This window comes from Nocardioides daphniae (genome assembly GCF_004777465.1).
Lineage (GTDB): Bacteria > Actinomycetota > Actinomycetes > Propionibacteriales > Nocardioidaceae > Nocardioides > Nocardioides daphniae.
On the sequence record NZ_CP038462.1, the window covers coordinates 93,057 to 108,164 of the forward strand.

At 71.2% G+C, this 15,108-nt stretch carries 24 protein-coding genes and 1 pseudogene; 11 read left to right on the forward strand and 14 right to left on the reverse strand.

What is annotated here, in order from left to right:
- Window positions 1-132: 132 nt before the first annotated feature.
- Together E2C04_RS00465 and E2C04_RS00470 are read left to right on the forward strand one after the other, a co-directional pair.
- Complete coding sequence (locus E2C04_RS00465) at window positions 133-528, forward strand: hypothetical protein (RefSeq protein ID WP_135831095.1); 396 nt, start codon at window positions 133-135, stop codon at window positions 526-528.
- The gene (locus E2C04_RS00470) at window positions 506-1,033 is read left to right on the forward strand and encodes a hypothetical protein (RefSeq protein ID WP_135833587.1); all 528 of its coding nucleotides are present in this window, start codon (window positions 506-508) and stop codon (window positions 1,031-1,033) included. Before E2C04_RS00465 ends, E2C04_RS00470 begins: the two co-directional genes overlap by 23 nt.
- 72 nt (window positions 1,034-1,105) lie before the next feature.
- Here the strand turns inward: E2C04_RS00470 and E2C04_RS00475 are convergent, their stop codons facing one another.
- The 7 genes from E2C04_RS00475 to E2C04_RS00500 all read right to left on the reverse strand — a co-directional run bounded on the left by E2C04_RS00475 (window position 1,106) and on the right by E2C04_RS00500 (window position 5,283).
- Window positions 1,106-1,477 (reverse strand): hypothetical protein, encoded by a 372-nt coding sequence (locus E2C04_RS00475; RefSeq protein ID WP_135831096.1) that lies wholly within the window; start codon window positions 1,475-1,477, stop codon window positions 1,106-1,108.
- Window positions 1,474-1,716: a hypothetical protein gene (locus E2C04_RS00480; RefSeq protein ID WP_010832688.1), complete on the reverse strand. Its 243-nt coding sequence runs from the start codon at window positions 1,714-1,716 to the stop codon at window positions 1,474-1,476. The genes E2C04_RS00475 and E2C04_RS00480 overlap by 4 nt, the downstream gene beginning before the upstream one ends.
- Window positions 1,713-2,018, reverse strand: a complete 306-nt coding sequence (locus tag E2C04_RS00485; protein ID WP_135831097.1) for a hypothetical protein — start codon at window positions 2,016-2,018, stop codon at window positions 1,713-1,715. The genes E2C04_RS00480 and E2C04_RS00485 overlap by 4 nt, the downstream gene beginning before the upstream one ends.
- Entirely contained in the window at window positions 2,018-2,479 is a 462-nt protein-coding gene (locus E2C04_RS00490) for a hypothetical protein (protein WP_135831098.1), read from the reverse strand. The genes E2C04_RS00485 and E2C04_RS00490 overlap by 1 nt, the downstream gene beginning before the upstream one ends.
- Window positions 2,480-2,558: 79 nt before the next feature.
- The gene (locus tag E2C04_RS00495; RefSeq protein WP_268234021.1) at window positions 2,559-3,272 is read right to left on the reverse strand and encodes a DUF932 domain-containing protein; all 714 of its coding nucleotides are present in this window, start codon (window positions 3,270-3,272) and stop codon (window positions 2,559-2,561) included.
- A 6-nt stretch (window positions 3,273-3,278) separates the two neighbouring features.
- Window positions 3,279-3,563 (reverse strand): hypothetical protein, encoded by a 285-nt coding sequence (locus E2C04_RS18950; RefSeq protein ID WP_238694376.1) that lies wholly within the window; start codon window positions 3,561-3,563, stop codon window positions 3,279-3,281.
- Window positions 3,564-3,678: 115 nt separating this feature from the next.
- Window positions 3,679-5,283, reverse strand: coding sequence for a ParB/RepB/Spo0J family partition protein (locus tag E2C04_RS00500; RefSeq protein WP_135831099.1), 1,605 nt, complete (start codon window positions 5,281-5,283; stop codon window positions 3,679-3,681).
- Window positions 5,284-5,614: 331 nt separating this feature from the next.
- Here E2C04_RS00500 and E2C04_RS00505 point away from each other — a divergent pair, with 331 nt between their 5' ends.
- The 5 genes and pseudogenes from E2C04_RS00505 to E2C04_RS00520 all read left to right on the forward strand — a co-directional run bounded on the left by E2C04_RS00505 (window position 5,615) and on the right by E2C04_RS00520 (window position 8,880).
- Window positions 5,615-6,070: a hypothetical protein gene (locus E2C04_RS00505; RefSeq protein WP_135831100.1), complete on the forward strand. Its 456-nt coding sequence runs from the start codon at window positions 5,615-5,617 to the stop codon at window positions 6,068-6,070.
- Window positions 6,071-6,341: 271 nt separating this feature from the next.
- Window positions 6,342-6,731, forward strand: coding sequence for a single-stranded DNA-binding protein (locus E2C04_RS00510; protein ID WP_135831101.1), 390 nt, complete (start codon window positions 6,342-6,344; stop codon window positions 6,729-6,731).
- A 20-nt stretch (window positions 6,732-6,751) separates the two neighbouring features.
- Window positions 6,752-7,779: pseudogene (locus tag E2C04_RS00515) on the forward strand (DUF4192 domain-containing protein).
- A 13-nt stretch (window positions 7,780-7,792) separates the two neighbouring features.
- Window positions 7,793-7,957, forward strand: coding sequence for a hypothetical protein (locus tag E2C04_RS17955; RefSeq protein WP_170213476.1), 165 nt, complete (start codon window positions 7,793-7,795; stop codon window positions 7,955-7,957).
- A gap of 209 nt (window positions 7,958-8,166) precedes the next feature.
- The gene (locus tag E2C04_RS00520; RefSeq protein WP_229721382.1) at window positions 8,167-8,880 is read left to right on the forward strand and encodes a DNA-processing protein DprA; all 714 of its coding nucleotides are present in this window, start codon (window positions 8,167-8,169) and stop codon (window positions 8,878-8,880) included.
- Between the two features lie 350 nt (window positions 8,881-9,230).
- Here E2C04_RS00520 and E2C04_RS00525 read toward each other — a convergent pair whose 3' ends face one another.
- Window positions 9,231-9,533, reverse strand: coding sequence for a hypothetical protein (locus E2C04_RS00525; protein WP_135831102.1), 303 nt, complete (start codon window positions 9,531-9,533; stop codon window positions 9,231-9,233).
- 381 nt (window positions 9,534-9,914) lie between these two features.
- On the opposite strand from E2C04_RS00525, the gene E2C04_RS18320 reads away from it, so the two are divergent.
- Genes E2C04_RS18320 through E2C04_RS00540 form a run of 3 tightly spaced genes read left to right on the forward strand, consistent with a single transcriptional unit; the run spans window position 9,915 to window position 11,931 of the window.
- Entirely contained in the window at window positions 9,915-10,421 is a 507-nt protein-coding gene (locus E2C04_RS18320) for a hypothetical protein (RefSeq protein WP_202977835.1), read from the forward strand.
- On the forward strand, window positions 10,418-11,125 hold the full coding sequence (locus E2C04_RS00535) for a hypothetical protein (RefSeq protein ID WP_135831103.1): 708 nt from the start codon (window positions 10,418-10,420) through the stop codon (window positions 11,123-11,125). Before E2C04_RS18320 ends, E2C04_RS00535 begins: the two co-directional genes overlap by 4 nt.
- Window positions 11,122-11,931 carry a GIY-YIG nuclease family protein gene (locus tag E2C04_RS00540; protein ID WP_135831104.1) on the forward strand — a complete coding sequence of 270 codons (810 nt, stop codon included), beginning with the start codon at window positions 11,122-11,124 and terminating at the stop codon, window positions 11,929-11,931. Before E2C04_RS00535 ends, E2C04_RS00540 begins: the two co-directional genes overlap by 4 nt.
- On the opposite strand, the gene E2C04_RS17505 is transcribed toward E2C04_RS00540, so the two are convergent.
- Complete coding sequence (locus tag E2C04_RS17505) at window positions 11,918-12,061, reverse strand: hypothetical protein (protein WP_158630537.1); 144 nt, start codon at window positions 12,059-12,061, stop codon at window positions 11,918-11,920. The two genes, E2C04_RS00540 and E2C04_RS17505, sit on opposite strands and share 14 nt — an antisense overlap.
- 132 nt (window positions 12,062-12,193) lie before the next feature.
- Between E2C04_RS17505 and E2C04_RS00545 the strand changes: the two genes are divergently transcribed.
- Window positions 12,194-13,243, forward strand: coding sequence for a competence protein CoiA family protein (locus tag E2C04_RS00545; RefSeq protein WP_135831105.1), 1,050 nt, complete (start codon window positions 12,194-12,196; stop codon window positions 13,241-13,243).
- Here E2C04_RS00545 and E2C04_RS00550 read toward each other — a convergent pair.
- Genes E2C04_RS00550 through E2C04_RS00570 form a run of 5 tightly spaced genes read right to left on the reverse strand, consistent with a single transcriptional unit; the run spans window position 13,240 to window position 15,057 of the window.
- The gene (locus E2C04_RS00550; RefSeq protein ID WP_158630538.1) at window positions 13,240-13,671 is read right to left on the reverse strand and encodes a DUF429 domain-containing protein; all 432 of its coding nucleotides are present in this window, start codon (window positions 13,669-13,671) and stop codon (window positions 13,240-13,242) included. The two genes, E2C04_RS00545 and E2C04_RS00550, sit on opposite strands and share 4 nt — an antisense overlap.
- A gap of 29 nt (window positions 13,672-13,700) precedes the next feature.
- Window positions 13,701-14,288: a protein NO VEIN domain-containing protein gene (locus E2C04_RS00555; protein WP_135831107.1), complete on the reverse strand. Its 588-nt coding sequence runs from the start codon at window positions 14,286-14,288 to the stop codon at window positions 13,701-13,703.
- Between the two features lie 21 nt (window positions 14,289-14,309).
- Window positions 14,310-14,492: a hypothetical protein gene (locus E2C04_RS00560; protein ID WP_135831108.1), complete on the reverse strand. Its 183-nt coding sequence runs from the start codon at window positions 14,490-14,492 to the stop codon at window positions 14,310-14,312.
- The gene (locus E2C04_RS00565; protein WP_135831109.1) at window positions 14,489-14,803 is read right to left on the reverse strand and encodes a hypothetical protein; all 315 of its coding nucleotides are present in this window, start codon (window positions 14,801-14,803) and stop codon (window positions 14,489-14,491) included. The genes E2C04_RS00560 and E2C04_RS00565 overlap by 4 nt, the downstream gene beginning before the upstream one ends.
- Complete coding sequence (locus E2C04_RS00570; protein ID WP_135831110.1) at window positions 14,803-15,057, reverse strand: hypothetical protein; 255 nt, start codon at window positions 15,055-15,057, stop codon at window positions 14,803-14,805. Before E2C04_RS00570 ends, E2C04_RS00565 begins: the two co-directional genes overlap by 1 nt.
- Window positions 15,058-15,108: the final 51 nt, after the last annotated feature.

The window sequence follows — 15,108 nt, forward strand, 5'->3', positions numbered from 1 at the left end:
GGGTCTGGCTGGGCTGGATCGTGGGTCGAGGTCGTCGGGTTCGGAAGATTTTTCGCCGATGGTGATCGCACGGGCACCGGGATTTGTCGTAGGTGGCTGTCAGAGTCCATGTCGACACGGAGTGAGGACCGAATGAGTCAGCAGACGATCAAGCAGCAGGCGCGGCGTACGGCGCGGGAGATGGCCGAGAAGCGGCGCAAGGAGCGTGAGGAGCGCGAGCGGCGGGTGATCGACCTGGCCGAGCAGGTCATGGTTGCGATCGGTCAGCGGGATGCGGCGGTGGCCGAGACCGAGAAGCGTGCCGGTGAGGCGCTGCGGGAGTTGACCGAGGTCGAGGGGCTGTCCCTGGGCGAGGCCGTGGAGTGGTGCGGTGAGACGGTCACCGTTCGGGAGGCGACGCGGCTGCGGCGTCTCGCCAACGCGGACAGCGACGCGCGCGAGGACTCGGGGGACGACTCGGGGGACGACGGCGCGGCGCTGGCGTCGGCTGGAAGTGGGGGAGCGGGTGCCGGTACGGCGGCTGGATGACGCCGGCCTCGCGGCGGTCGCGGCGGCCATCGCGGACCCGGCAGTGCTCACCCGCTACGGGGCGAAGGTCGCCACGGTGCCGGGCAGTGAGTGCCTGTGGTGGACCGGCGCGGTGGCGGGCCGGTCCGAGCGGGAGCGCACGGACGGCGGTGGCCATGGCCGGTTCTGGTACGCGCCGGGGCGGGTGATCATCGCTCACCGGTTCGCGTACGCGGTCATGCACGGCGTGGACGCGCTCGCGGAGGCGCGGCTGCTCGGGCACCGCTGTCACAACCCGCTGTGCCAGCGGATCGCGCCGGAGCACGTCGTGGTGTCGAGCGCGGCGCAGAACCGACGTGAGTGGTCGGTGCAGCGGCGGCTTCCGTACAGCACGCTGGCCGACCCGCGCGGCCCGCGTCGACGTGCGCGGGAACTGCGCGACCTGGCGCGTGAGGACCCGCAGCTCGTGGCCGACGACCTCGCGCGGCTCCAGGAGCTGCTGGGCGAGCAACTGACCTTGTGGTGAGCCCCGGCCCCGGACGCAGTGAGACCGCCCGCAGCGATCAGCGCAGCGGGCGGTCTCTGGTGTCGGGGGCGGTCAGTCGTGGTGACCGTCGAGGAGCCGTCCGAGCGTCTCCCACAGGTCGAGGTAGCCGTCCGCGTCCTCGGGTGCCTGCTCGCCCCATCGGGCGTGAAGGTCGCGGATGCGGTCGAGCCGGTCGAGGCGGTCGGGCAGCGCGGTACGTGCGGCGGCCATGAACTCCGCGTCGGGCGCGTGTTCGGGAACGTCACCGCCGCGTGGGTACTTCTTGACCCCGAGCCGCTGCCAGTGAGCACCTGCGTAGGCGACGAGGATGTTGTCCGGGATCAGGGCGTCGGCGGCGGTGGCGCGGATCTTGTCGCCGTGTGGGGTCCACGGCCCGGGAGTTGCGCGCGCTTCCAGGGCGCGCAGGGCGGCGTCGTCGCTCATGCTGGCTGGTCCTCCCGAGCGGCGAGGTCGAGCCGCCCGGAGGCGGCGGTGGCTACGGCGGTGATGCGGGCGGCGAGCGCCCGCAACTCGGCGGGCGTGCCTTGGATCGCGACCACGTCGTCACCGGCGAGGGTCAGGACGGGCTGGCGGTGCTCACCGGCACCCACCCAGTCCTCGCCGGGGGTGAACACCTGGACGCTGGTCTCGCGGGCTGCCAGCCACTCGATGTGCGCGCTCACGGGGTCACCTCGGCGGGGGCGGTGCCGATGAGGCGGCGGAAGGCCTGCACGTCGGCCTCGAGGGAGAACAGACGGCGGCGGTGCTGGTCGTTCTCAGCGCCCACGTCGGCCAGGACTTCGGCGAGGCCGTCGAGGAACGCCACGATGGCGTCGGCGGTGACCGCCTCGCGCGTGGCGCTCCACGGCGTCGGGACGCGGCTGCTGGCGGCGTACGGCATCGTCGTCATGGCGGCGAGGATGCGGCGCTGGTCGCGCTCGGTGATCACGGTGCCGGTCGGCTCCGGCTGGGTCTGCTCGGTCATCAGTGCTCCTGTTCGGTGGTGCGGGTGGCGTACTCGGCGTGCAGGGCGTCCAGCGCCGTGGCGACGCTGGACAGGGCCGCGTCCAGGTGGGCGCGGGCGGTCTCGGGGGTCCAGCGGCGGACGTCGCGCAGCCGGTGCTCGATGACGATCAGGTCGCAGGCCGTCTCGCTGAGGGTGTGCCGGTCCTTGGCGGCGTTGGCCTCGACGTCAGGGGCAGCACCGGTCGTGGCGTTGTCTCGCTTCGCGATGGTGACGAACTGGTTGAGCGGCAGGTGGCGGGCGCCGAGAACCAAGGCTGCGACGTGGACCTCGCGTCCTGCGCGGCCGGGCTCGTCCACGGTCACCGTGGTGATGGGGAACGCGACGCCGGTGTCCGGGTCGACCAGCGTGTCTGTGGGTCGGAGATCCCAGGCGCGGACCTGCTCGGTGGCTTGGCCGGTGTGGGTGGTCGTGTTGACCATGGCTCCTCCTTCGGTTGGGCCGGTGGCGGGCCGGACTCGGGGTCTCAGCCCGCCACCGGAGGCCTTGTGGGTCGGACGGTCAGGCCGGGGTGAGCGCGGTCCAGGCGCGGCGCTTGATCCGGTCGGGGTCGTCGCTGGTGAGGACGCGGGTGGCGCGGGCGGTCTTCTCGTCGCCCTTGGTGCGCACCGGCGCGTAGTGGTCGACGTACTCCGCGACGGCCTGGTAGCCGGCCCACGCGGTGTCGCGGATGCCGGCCTGCGTGTCGGCGTCGGCGAAGAGCCAGTGAAGCCGGGAGCGGCGACGACGCTCGGTCTCGCGGACGCGCTTGGTGGCGTGGGCCTCGGCCTTCCCGAACGTGGCGTCGATCAGGGCGTCGAACGCGGCGTCGGTCATGGTCTGCTGGATCAGCCGCTCGGCCTCGACCTGGAACGAGTCGACGTAGGTGAAGGTCAGCCCGAGCGCATCGCGGGCGGCCTGCACGGCGGCCTTGGCGTTACGGGTGTGCCGGATCGAGAACGACGACTCGTGGTTGCGCAGGGCCGCGCTCTGGGTGTTGGCGCACACGACGCGAACCGGGGTCACGAGGATGCGGAACGCGCTGGAGCCGTCGTGGCTGTTGAGCGCGGCGATGTTGAGGTCGACGCGGTCGGTGCCGCCGACCGTGAGTGAGTCCGGCAGCTGCATGGTGATGAACAACTGCCGCCCGCCGCGCAGCGACCCGGCGGTGTCGAAGATCGCGCCGGACTCGTCGGCCAGCAGGTTCAGGAACTCGGCGTGATCCTCGTTCTGCAGCGGCGTTTACCCGCCACCCACGACGCCGAGCGCCTCGGGCTCGCCGGTGAACGGGCTGGTGCGCACCGTGGCGAAGCCGGGGACCTCGATCGCGGTGACGCCGCCCTCGCTGACCTCGGCGGTGGTGAGCGGCAACTTCCGGACGTCCCAGCCGCCCAGGTGACCGAGCCGCATGGCCTCCTCGGCGGTGAACGCGCGGTCGCGGACGGAGGTGCCCAGCCGGTGCCAGGCGTCCTTGCGGGCGAAGACGGCGGCGGCCTGCGTGCCGTGGGTCTCGATCTCGTGTGACATGTCGGGGTCCTCCGGGTAGCGGATCAAACGAACTGAGTTCATTCTATGGTTTCTATTCCACTGTGGGCGGTTCTCCACAGGGAAGAACCGCCCTCAGGTGGGGGAGGGGAGCCGGTCAAGCGGCGCTGTCGCTGGCCTCGTCGTGCGCGTCGCCGTCGTCAGCGCTGTCGTCCTTGGTGCTCGGCTGCTGCTCCTCGCCGAGCAGGATGCGCTCGACCTCGCTGGGCTGGTAGCCCCACGCCACGAGCGCGCTGAGCACGCGGGCGTCCCACGCGCAGGGGTTGCGCCACGTGTGCTTGCCGGTCGTGGCCTCCCATGCGGCGACGACGGCGGCGAGCGTGGTCATGGTCGCGGCCTTCGGCGTGCTCGCCTTGGTCGCGATCTTGCGGCACTCGTCGTGGCCAGCGCCGTAGTAGCCGCTCGGGCGGTCGATCCCGAGCAGGGTGAAGAGCATCGGGTGCCGGTGGTCCAGGGCCTTGCTCAGCGAGTGGTGGCCGGTGACGACGGCCTCGCAGATCAGGGCCTCGGCACCCTTCGGCGCGGTCTTGCGGGCGACGAACGAAGCCAGCCACTCGCGGCGCACCGTCTCCGCGCTCGCCCAGGCCTTGTTGTTGGCGATCACGCGGCGGCGCTCCTCGCGTCGGGCCTCGGCCTCCTCCTCGCTCTCGCCGTCGTCGTCGCCGCTGTCGGCGGTTGTGCTCCCGGAGCCGCCGCCGCGACGACACAGCCCGGAGGCGTCGAGGTCGGTGACCACCCAGACCGGCACGTACTGCTGGTAGGGCTCGGCAGGCTCGTAGTCCTCGTCCTCCTCGTCGCTGCCGTCCTCGCTCTCGTCGTCGTACTCGTCCTCGGGGTAGACCCACTCCTTGACGACCTGGACGCGAGCGCCGGGGACGTTGGGCCACTCCTCCTCGGGCAGCGGCTCGCCCTCGGCGGTGACCAGCCGCTCGATGCGCAGCACCTCGTCGGCCTGCTCGACCTCCTCGGCGGTCAGCACCGGCAGGCCCTCGGCGCGCAGTCGCTCGACCTCGGCGGCGTCGGCCGCGCGCTCGGCGGCCTCGTCGCGCAGCCGCTGGGCCTCGTGGGGCAGGGAACGACGCCAGCGCTTGGCGTTCTCCAGCCGCTCGACGGCCTCGGGGTCGTGCTCGAACTCGGCGAAGATCGCGGCCTCCTCCAGCGTCAGGTCCCCGGAGTCGAGCCGGTTGCGGCTCTGGTCGGCCTTGGTGACCGCCAGTGCGGCGTTCACGGTCGGACGGTCGATGCTGGTGCGCTTGGCGATCTGTGCCGCGCTCACGCCGAGCAGGGCCAGCTGCTCCACGCCCGCGACGATCTCGGCCTCCCGCATCCCGGCGCGGTGGATGTTCTCGACCATCTGGTCACCGATCCGGTCGGCGTCGGCGGGCTGGGACACGACACGCGCCGGAATCAGGCCGGTGGGGGTGCCGACCTCGGCGGCGGTCACGGTGCGGCGCTGGCCACGCAGTAGGACGTACTGGCCGTCCTCGTTGCGGTAGACCGTGACGGCCTCCAGCACGCCGCGCTCCTTGATCGACTTGCGGAACTCCTTGTGGTCGGGGCGCAGGTCGGTGCGGACGTTGGTGCCGATGATGATCGCGGCGGGGTCCAGGTGCAGGAACTCCTCCGTCTGGACGGTCTCGGTGGCCGCGTCGGCGGGGGTCTCGGCGGGGGTCTCGGCGGGGGTCTGGATGGTGTCGGTCATGCTGCTGTCCTCCATGAGTAGAATAGAAAGAACTGACAGGACTAAGTCTCCCAACGGAGGCCGACACCTACCGGGCCGCAGGGCAGACCTGTGGAAAGGTGGGCACGTCCCGAGGGTGGGGAAAACCCCGGCCCGCACGGGCGCGGACTCCGCTGCGGCGGCGCGGCGCAGCTGCACCTCGTAGCTGGCTGGGACGGAAGGAATCGAGCGACAGTGGGAACGGCTGCACACGGCCCCGCCCGGGAATGCAGCGGCGTTGGTGTTAGCCGCTGCAGCTCGCCGGCGATCGCTCCCGACCCGCGGGCAGGGGAGCGGCTGAGGTGATGGTGGCGTGACCAGCCAGACCACGATCCCGGTCGGGATCTACTGGAAGCCCGGCGTGTGGGACCTCGCCCGCTCGGCGTACGTCGCCGACCTGGACACCGATCCCGACTCGCCGGGTTCGTTCGTCGGTTGGCTCGCCCAGGCGCTCGAGCTGCACGCCCGACGTTCGCCCCAGCAGCGGGCCGAGCTCGCGGCCGCCGGCGAGAACCATCCCGCCCTGGTCAGCGTGACCCGCAAGAGCTTCAACAAGAAGCACGACCTGCCGGCGTCGACGATGGAGACGGTCGAGGATGCCCTCGTCGCTGATCGCCAGGAGCTCGGCCGGATGCTCGCCCGCTCTGCGTTCGCCCAGGAGGCGGTCATCGCCGCGGCCGAGGACTCCCGCCGGCGGCTCGGCCGCGAGCTGCCCCCGCCACCTCAGAAGCTCAGCAACCGACCGCCGCGGCGTCGGCCAGCAACGTAGCCTCGGCAAGGGTGCCGGCACGGGGTTTGCGTCGGCAGCTACGCGTAGCGTCCTTTCCAGCGCCCCGATCCGGTACCCGAGAGCCGGTCGGGGCGCTTCTTTGCGCCTCCGGTGACCGCCCCTGCCTCCGCGCAGACCCCTGCTGCCGCTCCACGCGAGCTCGAGCGGACCGGAAACAAGTTCGGGCCAGGTGATCGCTGCCGGACCTCGATCGGACCTAGGTGATTGCGAGACCGATTCCCGACGTCTCGCCGTCACCTAGGAGGAAGTCATGTCCACCACCGTCACCTTCGCCGGCAACCTGGCCGAGGTTCCCGAGCTGCTCTACACCCGCGAGAACAAGCCGTTCGTCAGCTGCCGGGTCCTGGTCAACCGGCGCGTGCAGAACGACGAGGGGGAGTGGGTCAACGACGAGCCCACCGCCCACAACGTGAAGTTCTTCGGCTCGGCCGCCACCCACGTGCACGACAGCTGCGGATCCGGCGACCCGATCTTCGTTCACGGCCTCGAGCGCACCGAGAGCTGGCCGGACAAGGAGACCGGCGAGAAGCGCACCAAGGACGTCGTGGTCGTCGACAACCGCTTCGGCGAGGTCGGCCTCTCGCTCAAGTACGTCTCCGCGCGCATCGACCGCGCCCCGCGCGCGGCCCAGGCCAGCTGAGCCCCAGGAGGTTCGCCCCGATGGATCTCGTGGTTCAGTCCCCCGACGAGCTGCTCGCCGCGGTGCCGCACGTCCTCGGCTTCAAGCCCGAGGAGTCGATCGTCCTAGTGCCGTTCCGGCCCGGGCGGCCGATCATCCGCGTCGACCTCCCGACGAACGCCGCCGGCCGCGAGCAAGTGTGGGACGCCATCAGCGGCCCCTACGGCCGCCACGCCCGCCCCGGCGCACGCCTGGCCATCCTCTGCTTCACCGAGGACCGCCGCAGCGCCGAGCTGGCCAGTCAGCACCTGTCCAACCGCCTCGAGACAGTGGGCATCACCACCCATATCCGACTGTGGGCCGACGGGGAGCGGTGGCGTGAGTTCAACACCGGCCAGACCGGCCTGCAGACCCAGGACACTGCCGAGCGCATCGCGGCCGCGACCGTGCTCGCCGGGGCCGCCCAGCCGGCGGCCAACCGGGCCTCCCTCGCCGCATCCATGGTCGGTGACCGTGAGCCGATCGCCCAGCTGCTCTCCGCGGCTCGATCGGCGGCCGCGACGAGCACGCCAGGCGTCGAGCGGGACTGGGCACTGGACCGGCTCGAGCAGTTCCACACCGACGGCAACCGGCTCTCCGACGTCGACGGCGCCCGGATGCTCGTTGCGCTGGAGACGATCGGCACCCGCGACGCGCTCTGGGAGGACATGAGCGGGAGAACAGCACCTCCCACATGACGCTGTGGAACGACCTCACTCGTCGCGCCCCGGACGAGGTCCGCGCGGCGCCGGCCTCCATGCTCGGGTTCGCCAGCTGGCTGCACGGCGACGGCGCGAAGGCCTGGTGCGCGCTGGACCAGGTGCCCGCCGACCGGCCCTACTCCATGGCCGCCATCGTCGCCTCGGCCCTGCAGAACGGCATCCACCCACGCGAGTGGGAGCGATACCAGACCCAGATGCGCGACCTCGCCGGCGAACTCGACGAGTCCTTCGTCCCCCAGCCGCCGAGCCAGCAGCGCGACCTACCGGGCACCCGGCCCGTCACCGACCGACCCGCCCCGGGCCGCTGAGGAGGAAACCGCCATGAACCACGACGACACTGACCCGATCGACCAGGCCCAGCCCAGCGCCATCGAGCGTCAGCTGCGCCGCCTGGTGGGGCCCGAGCCCGCGGCCTACGCACCCGACAAGCGCCTCGACGTCATCCACGAACCCGACCTCGAGCTGCTGTGGGGAGGCCCGGCATGAGCGTCGACGTCGACGACGCCGACCGACTCGCCCCGCGTCACCCTCAGCCGGACCATCGAGCCCGGCGACCTGCGCGTGACCGGGCTGGTCAGCGAGCTCGGCGCCAGCAAGGTCCTCGACTACCTCGAGGCCGCCGGCAGGGTCGAGTCCCACTGGGGCTTCGGCATCGCCCAAGAGGTCGGCCGGCTCGGCCACGTCGACCCTCCCAGGTGCTCGAGCAGGCCAACGAGCAGGGCATCCGCTTCATCGTCCCTGGCGACGCCGAGTGGCCCACCCAGCTCGGCGCGCTCCGCGGCGCCGGCGCCCTCCACGACCGTGGCGGCGAACCCGTCGGCCTATGGGTCCGCGGATCCCACGACCTACGCCAGCTCGCCGGCAACGCAGTCGCCGTCGTCGGCTCACGAGCCGCCACCAGCTACGGCACTGAACAGGCAACCGAGCTGAGCCGCGACCTCGCCCGGATGGGGCACACCGTCATCAGCGGTGCCGCGTACGGCGTCGACCAGGCCGCACACCGCGGTGCGCTCCTTGCGGGCGGCCCGACCATCGCGGTCCTGCCCGGCGGCGTCGACCGGCCCTACCCGGCCGCACACGCCCAGCTGCTCGATGCGATCGCCGAGCGCGCCCTGGTCGTCTCGGAAGCGCCCCCGGACACCGCCCCCACCCGCACCCGATTCCTGGCACGGGACAGGATCGTCGCCGGCCTCGCCGAGGGAACCCTGGTCGTCGAGGGCGCCGTACGCAGCGGCGCCCTGAACACCGCCCACTGGACCACCAACCTGCACCGCCCACGGCGATCCGGCACTACGTCGGCTGGACGCAGCAGGCGAACCCGCGAAAGCGGATCAACCGCCACGGCCGTGCCGCCCAGCGCGAGATCGTCTACCTGGAGCCGGGCACGCTGCGCGACGAGGAGGCGATGAAGCGTGTGGGCGTCTGCCCCAAGTGCGGCGAGAGTCTGCGCGACTCCTTCGCTGCGCGGCCCTGAACGCCGCGCAGCGGCGCAGGTCAGTGGTCGGGACCGGTCCAGTTCGGGTCCACAGGGACCGGGATCAGGTCCTCGATCCGCAGCCAGTCCATCTTCACGACCGGTTTGAGTGCGGCGTCGTCGTGCCAGACCACGAGGGCCTCCAGCGCCGTCCCTCGCGCTTCCAGTCGAGGATGAGACCCCGGGACGGCTTGAGCCGGCCGGTATTACGGATCAGCACGAACCGCACGTCGCCGTACGGCCGCCACGCGTCGTTCTTCGGCGGGTTGGCAGACACGTCGGCGCTCACTCGGTGGTGAGCAGTTCGGCCGGGATCCACTCCTCGACCGTGGCCCACCGGCCTGGTCGCAGCTGCGCGAGGTAGACGACCCTGCCCTCCCACAGGTGCCCGGCCCGCCGCCACTCAAGGAGCAGTCCCGGCCGCGGATGTGCGGCGTCGACGGGAACGCTGACCCAGCAGTGGCGCCCGGGATGCTCGGGACCAGCTGCAGCTGCGGCCGGCCGCGATGTGCTGCGGTCGGTGGAGTCGACGCGGACGCGACCCTTCAAGGGGATGCCCGCCCCGCGCCCGTAACCGCCGCCTGCCATGACGCCTAGGGTAGAACACGTGTTCGAAGTGCGGGCGCTGTGAGGTAGTCGTCGAACGTCGTCGAACCGACCTCGTTGTGTCGGTCGAGTGCCGTAGTTTCTGGCCATGAACAGTCACGGCCGCGCGGCTATCCGGTTCACCCTGAACGGCCAGCGCTACGAGCTCGCGCGAGAGGACGTCGAGGCGCGCCTGGTCGACGTGAACCCGGACGCGATCCGCAAGCACGCGGTGAGGGTCAACGACACCTGGTTCCCGGCCGTCCAGGCCTTCGAGGTCGCCACCGGCATCCCGCGCTCCGAGTTCATCTCCCACACCGCCGCCGGCACCTGGCCGCGCTGGGGTTCGAGGTCGAAGGCAACGTCGAGTCACGCACGACGTCGTTGCCCACCGTCAGCGCCGCCGCTCCGGTGCCCGTTGCGCAGGCCGCGCGACCGGCTGGCGCAACGCCGGTGGTCGGAGGAGGGGAGTGGCACACCGAGGCCAACGTCCAGGCCGCACTGGTCACCGCGCTGGCCGGCGAGGGCTGGCGCATCCTCTCGGTCGCCAACACCGCCACCAAGGAGCACGGCATCGACGTCATCGCCTCCCGCGACGGCCTCACCGTCGGCGTGGAGGTCAAGGGATTCCCGAGCCGCAACTACGCCGACCCCGCACGGGCCGGCGAGGCCAAGCGCACCAGCCCGAGCACCCAGGCCGGCCACTGGTTCTCCCAAGCCGTGCTGGCCGCGATGCGGCTACGCGGCAAGGAGCCCGGCTGGGGCAGCGTGATCGCCCTGCCCGACTTCCCGCGCTACCGCGACCTGCACGCCGAGACGGCCGGGTCGCTCGCCGCGGCGCAGATCGAGGTCTGGTGGGTCGAACAGGACGGAACGGTGCACCGTTCGTGACGGCCCCGAAGTGGTACCGCCGGCCGGACGGGGCCGGCCTGGTATTCCGGAAGCCTCCGCGACTGGCCAGCTGGAACAAGTCGACCGACCCGGACCAGGTGCGGCTCCGCGAGTACCTCGAGGACACCGCACAGCTCGTATCGCCCCAACTGACGGCCGGCGGCCCGTGGGCGCTGCTGCTCGAGGTCGGGCTGCCGGCCGCGCGCGACCTGGTCGACATGGCTGACCTGGACAACTACGCCTTCCCGCTGGCCACCCGGCTCCGCAACGAGGACCTGGTGACGGTCTGGTGTACCAAGAAGCACGCCGAGACCTCACGAGTGCACGTCGCGCCCGCGCACGAGACGCCGGGGCCCGGAACGACCTTTACGGTCCGTACCACCGCCTCGGCCTCGACGACGGCCTACAAGGAGCAGGTCCGGTCCGCCGTGGTCGACGCCGCGGTGATTCCCGCAGGCGCCGTGCAGTTGCAGCTGGCCTTCGTCGTCGGGCCGCAGCGCAACTGGCTGACCCTGTGGAAGCCCACGATCGACGCTCTCGACCCGCTGCTGGGCCGCACCCGCGACGATCGCGACTGGCATCCCCAGGACGGGCGGATCACCGACCTCGGCCTGCACGTGGCCGTCGACCCCTCACTTGGCCACGACATACTGATCAGCATCGCCGCGGCTCCAGCCGCCCCCGGAATGGAAGATCCCGCATGACGCTCACCTTCGCCTCGATCATCGCCAGCGCCGGCCTCGACCCGGCCGCGGCCATGGTCATCCGGCACGCCTACGTGCGCGAACACGAGGACGGGACGGTAGGGCTCCACGGCGACTCCTCGGACGAGGAGATCTTGGCCTACACGAGCGTCCAGGTGGCCAACCCCCGGATTTTTCCGGCACAGCCTCCAGGTGTTTGGATCGTGTTCCGCCCCGAGGGCGGCGACCGCGCTCGGCTGTGGTCCGTCCTGGTGAACCATGGAGAGACGCAGAACGACGGGCTGCGTCGCACCTTCCACCTCGAGCACTCCGAGCTGATGAGCGACCTGCGGAACCGGCTCGTCATCGGCTGGCGCTCCCCGCGGACGTGGCGGATCCACGCGACCACCGCGGCCGGGTACCCGGTGATGGAGATCGCCGACGCCGAGCCGGTGAGGTTCCCCGGGTTCGACGCGCTCACGCTGGACTACCCCCAGCTGCAGGCCGTCATCCGGGAGCACCGCTACGCCGCCTGGCGCACCGCACTCTCGTCCGTGATCGGGGTCTACCTCATCACGGACACCCGCGACGGCCGCCACTACGTGGGCAAGGCCGACGGCGCCGAGAACATCCTGCAGCGCTGGGCCGCGTACGCGACCAACGGTCACGGCGGCAACGTCGAGCTCCGCAACCTGGACCCGTCCAGCTTCCGCCTCTCGGTGCTCAGGGTGTTCGATCCCGCCACCCCGACCCGCGAGATCGACGCCGCCGAGAGTCACTACAAGTACGCGCTCGACTCCCGCCGGCACGGCCTCAACCGCAACTGACCACCAGCTTGTTGTCGGCGGTGTCCAGGAGAGTGCCCTCGTGCCACTGACGGCGCAGCACGCCTCGGCCGGCGTGCTCGACGCAACCGTTGATCCGCTCGGCGAAGGAGTGCTCTGGGAGGCGATCCACCGGGCGCGACCCCGCGCGCACCTGACCTGCCGAGAGTGCGGCCACGGGCTTCACGCGAAGGTCTCGCCCAAGGGGCTGCGGTTCTTCGCCCACGACCGCGCCGCTCCGACCTGCTCTCTGGTCGGTGAGACGATGGCCCACCGACTGCTCAAGCTGCAACTGGCCTCAGCCATTCGCGATGCCGGGTGGTATGCCGAGCTCGAGGTCGCCGGGGACGGCTGGCGGGCCGACGTGCTGGCGACCAGCCCCGACGGCGCCCACCGGATGGCTTGGGAGGCTCAGCTGGCACAGATCACCGTCGACGAGCTGCGTGAGCGCACTGCTCGGATGGAGGCTTCCGGTGTGCCGGTGTGCTGGGTCACCGATCACGAGCGGCCGTGGATCGGAGCGGTCCCCGCCATCCGGCTGTCCCTGGTCGACGAGCCCGGGCCGCCAACGGCCGTGGATGCCACGGTCATCGACGGGACCGGCGTGTTCTGCGAGTCGTGGTGTCCGCGCCGGCGCTGCGAGAACGACGGCGGTGCCCCCGGTCCTTGTCCTGGTCACGGCTGGTGGCGCCCGGTTGAGCCGGGCCTGGACCTCCGCGTGTTCGTCGCCGGCGTCCTCGCCGGCACGATCAGAGCGCACCGGACTCCCAGGTACAGCAGGCTCTTCACTGAGTCCGAACGGATCGTCTGGACCACCCGGCCTCACGTCATCACCGAGCGCACCCAGCTGGAAGCCAGCGAGCGTCGCCGTGAACACGACGGCCTTGCGACGGCGGAGCATGAGCGACACCTGGCGGCGATCGCGGCCAAGCTCGCCCGCCAGCAGGCACTCACGCCGCCGGCGGTCGAGCGCGTCGGCCGAGAGGCGCGCGGCTACGTCGGCGTGCGAGACGCGACGCCCGAGTGGGCGATGGGCGTGCCGCTGTTCGTCCACGACATGCCGCAGGGCGTGATCAGCCCGGTGGTCAGCAGGATCTCGGCCGAGGTTCGTGCGCGACTCCGGGGCCTGACCCTGTTCGTCGCCACTGAAGCGGAGCGGCGGGCTCTCGCGCGGGCATGCGGACCCGAGCAGAGGATCGTGCTGTTCGAGGTCGAGATCCCGGACCAGCCGCAGCCGCCGGCGGCGATCTACTCGGGCACCTTCTGGAGTCGGCGGCAGTGGGCGGCTGCTGCCTCCCGACGAACCAGGCGTTAGCGCCGGACCGGCAACGCGATCCAGCCCTCCACGGCCGCGGCCGCGAGGTGCTCCGTGGGGATCTCGTCGGTCTCTCCTCGGCGCGCCAGGCCGGCGATCGCCGCGCAGAGAACCGCGTCGAGGGCATCGTCAGTCTGGATGCAGAGATCGGCGTACTCGCCCAGCTGGAGCCAAGGCAGCACGCATCCGATCAGCTGGACCAGCGCAGCGCGCCGGCGCGCGTTGGCCGGTTCGCGGCCCTTGTATCCCTGGTGGGGGAGGCCCCAGAGCTTGAGTGCAGCCGCCGGGTAGACCTCGACGACGGGACCGGCGCGGCCCGTCCGACCGACCTCGATGCCTGTGACGGTCGCGCCGTCGTCGGTCCATTCAAGGGTGGCGACGCCGGTCTTCTTCGGGTCGGCCGACAGGTCGATGCCGGCGGTCAACATGACCGATCGTTGCGCCACGATGCGGGGCATCAGGAAGCGAGGTTGACGCGGTAGACGGACGGGTCCGCAGCCGCCACAACGGCTTGGCGGTCGTACTCGACCAGGGTCGGGTCGGTGAGTGCACACGTCACCACGGCCAAGGCCCAGTCGGGATCGGTCTCGGCGGTGCGCAGCTCGTTGCGGGTGAGGAGGATCGAGGGCATGGAGCTGGACACGCCTTTGACCTCGAGGTGGCGCTGCTCGTCGTGGCGCGTCGCGGTCAGGTCCCAACCGCACTTGAGGTGCGCGACGCGGGTGATGGTCCAACCAGCTGCTTCGTAGTGGCGCTGGACCGCGGCCTCGGCGGCCAGCTCGACTTTGCGGCTGGTGGCCGGGTCACCGAAGCCGGCGCCCCACGCGCCGACGGCGATCGTGCTCGAGGTCTCGCGTGGGTCGCCGGGGTGAACTGGGGTCTCGAGCATGCCGCTGTACTCCCGGATCAGCACTGGCACTGAACGTGGGTGGGTCCGGTAACCCAGTCCGCGCTCGGTGAGGAGCTTGACCAGGTCGGTGCGGAGCGGGATCAGGCGATGGCGTGTCTCGGTGCCGATCTCAAGCAGCTCGGCCCACAGGGTCATGATGTTGCCCGGGGAGCGGTGTCAGTCGCCGTCGTGGGGCGCTGCGGTGTCCCACAGGTAGGCGTGGAGGAGGGTGAGGAGCTCTTCCTGTTCCTCGGCCGGGTACAGCTTGAGCGGGACGCGTGCGAGGCCGGCGTCGTCGGCTCGCGTCAGGCCGGCGCGGATCAGCTCGACGAGCCTGGCGTTGGAGTCCTGTGAGGTCACGGCGATCGCTCACGGCCCCGCGGGTAGTCGACGTCGAAGTGGTCGGCGATGATCTGCGTGGTCTCGCATCCCCAGCCGGACCGCCGGTCCATCGGGCCCGGTTCGTCATCGAGGGAGTCGCAAACGCCGGTGCCGGATCCGCAGTCGCGGTGCAGCGTCAAGAGCTTGCGTGCGAGCGGGTCGTTGATCGTGTTGAGTCGTCGCATCGCGTCCACCCACCGCGAGACCGGGGCGGTGGAGTCGTCGACCTCGTGCACGACGTCCATGTGCCACGCGGCGCTGGCCTCTTCGTCGTACTCGTAGCGCGTCATCAGCGCATCCCGAAGTACGAGGTGATCCGGTCGACCTGCTTCTGGTCCAGCAGCGCCGGCCGGCATGCCCCGTAGGCGTTGGTCAGGTCGATGACGAGCTGGCGGGTCTGGTCGAGGCTGAGGTCGATGGTCGCCGTCTCGCCGTCGGTGCTGGTGACTTTAAGGTCGACGCGCTGCACGTCCTCATCGACATATCGGGCGTGTGCGCCGATCTTCTTGGCCCGCACGGCCTCGCTGCGCTTGAAGATTCCCACGCTCGCATCGTGGCATGTCGACCCGTCGGACAGGGGCGGAACAGCGGCGGC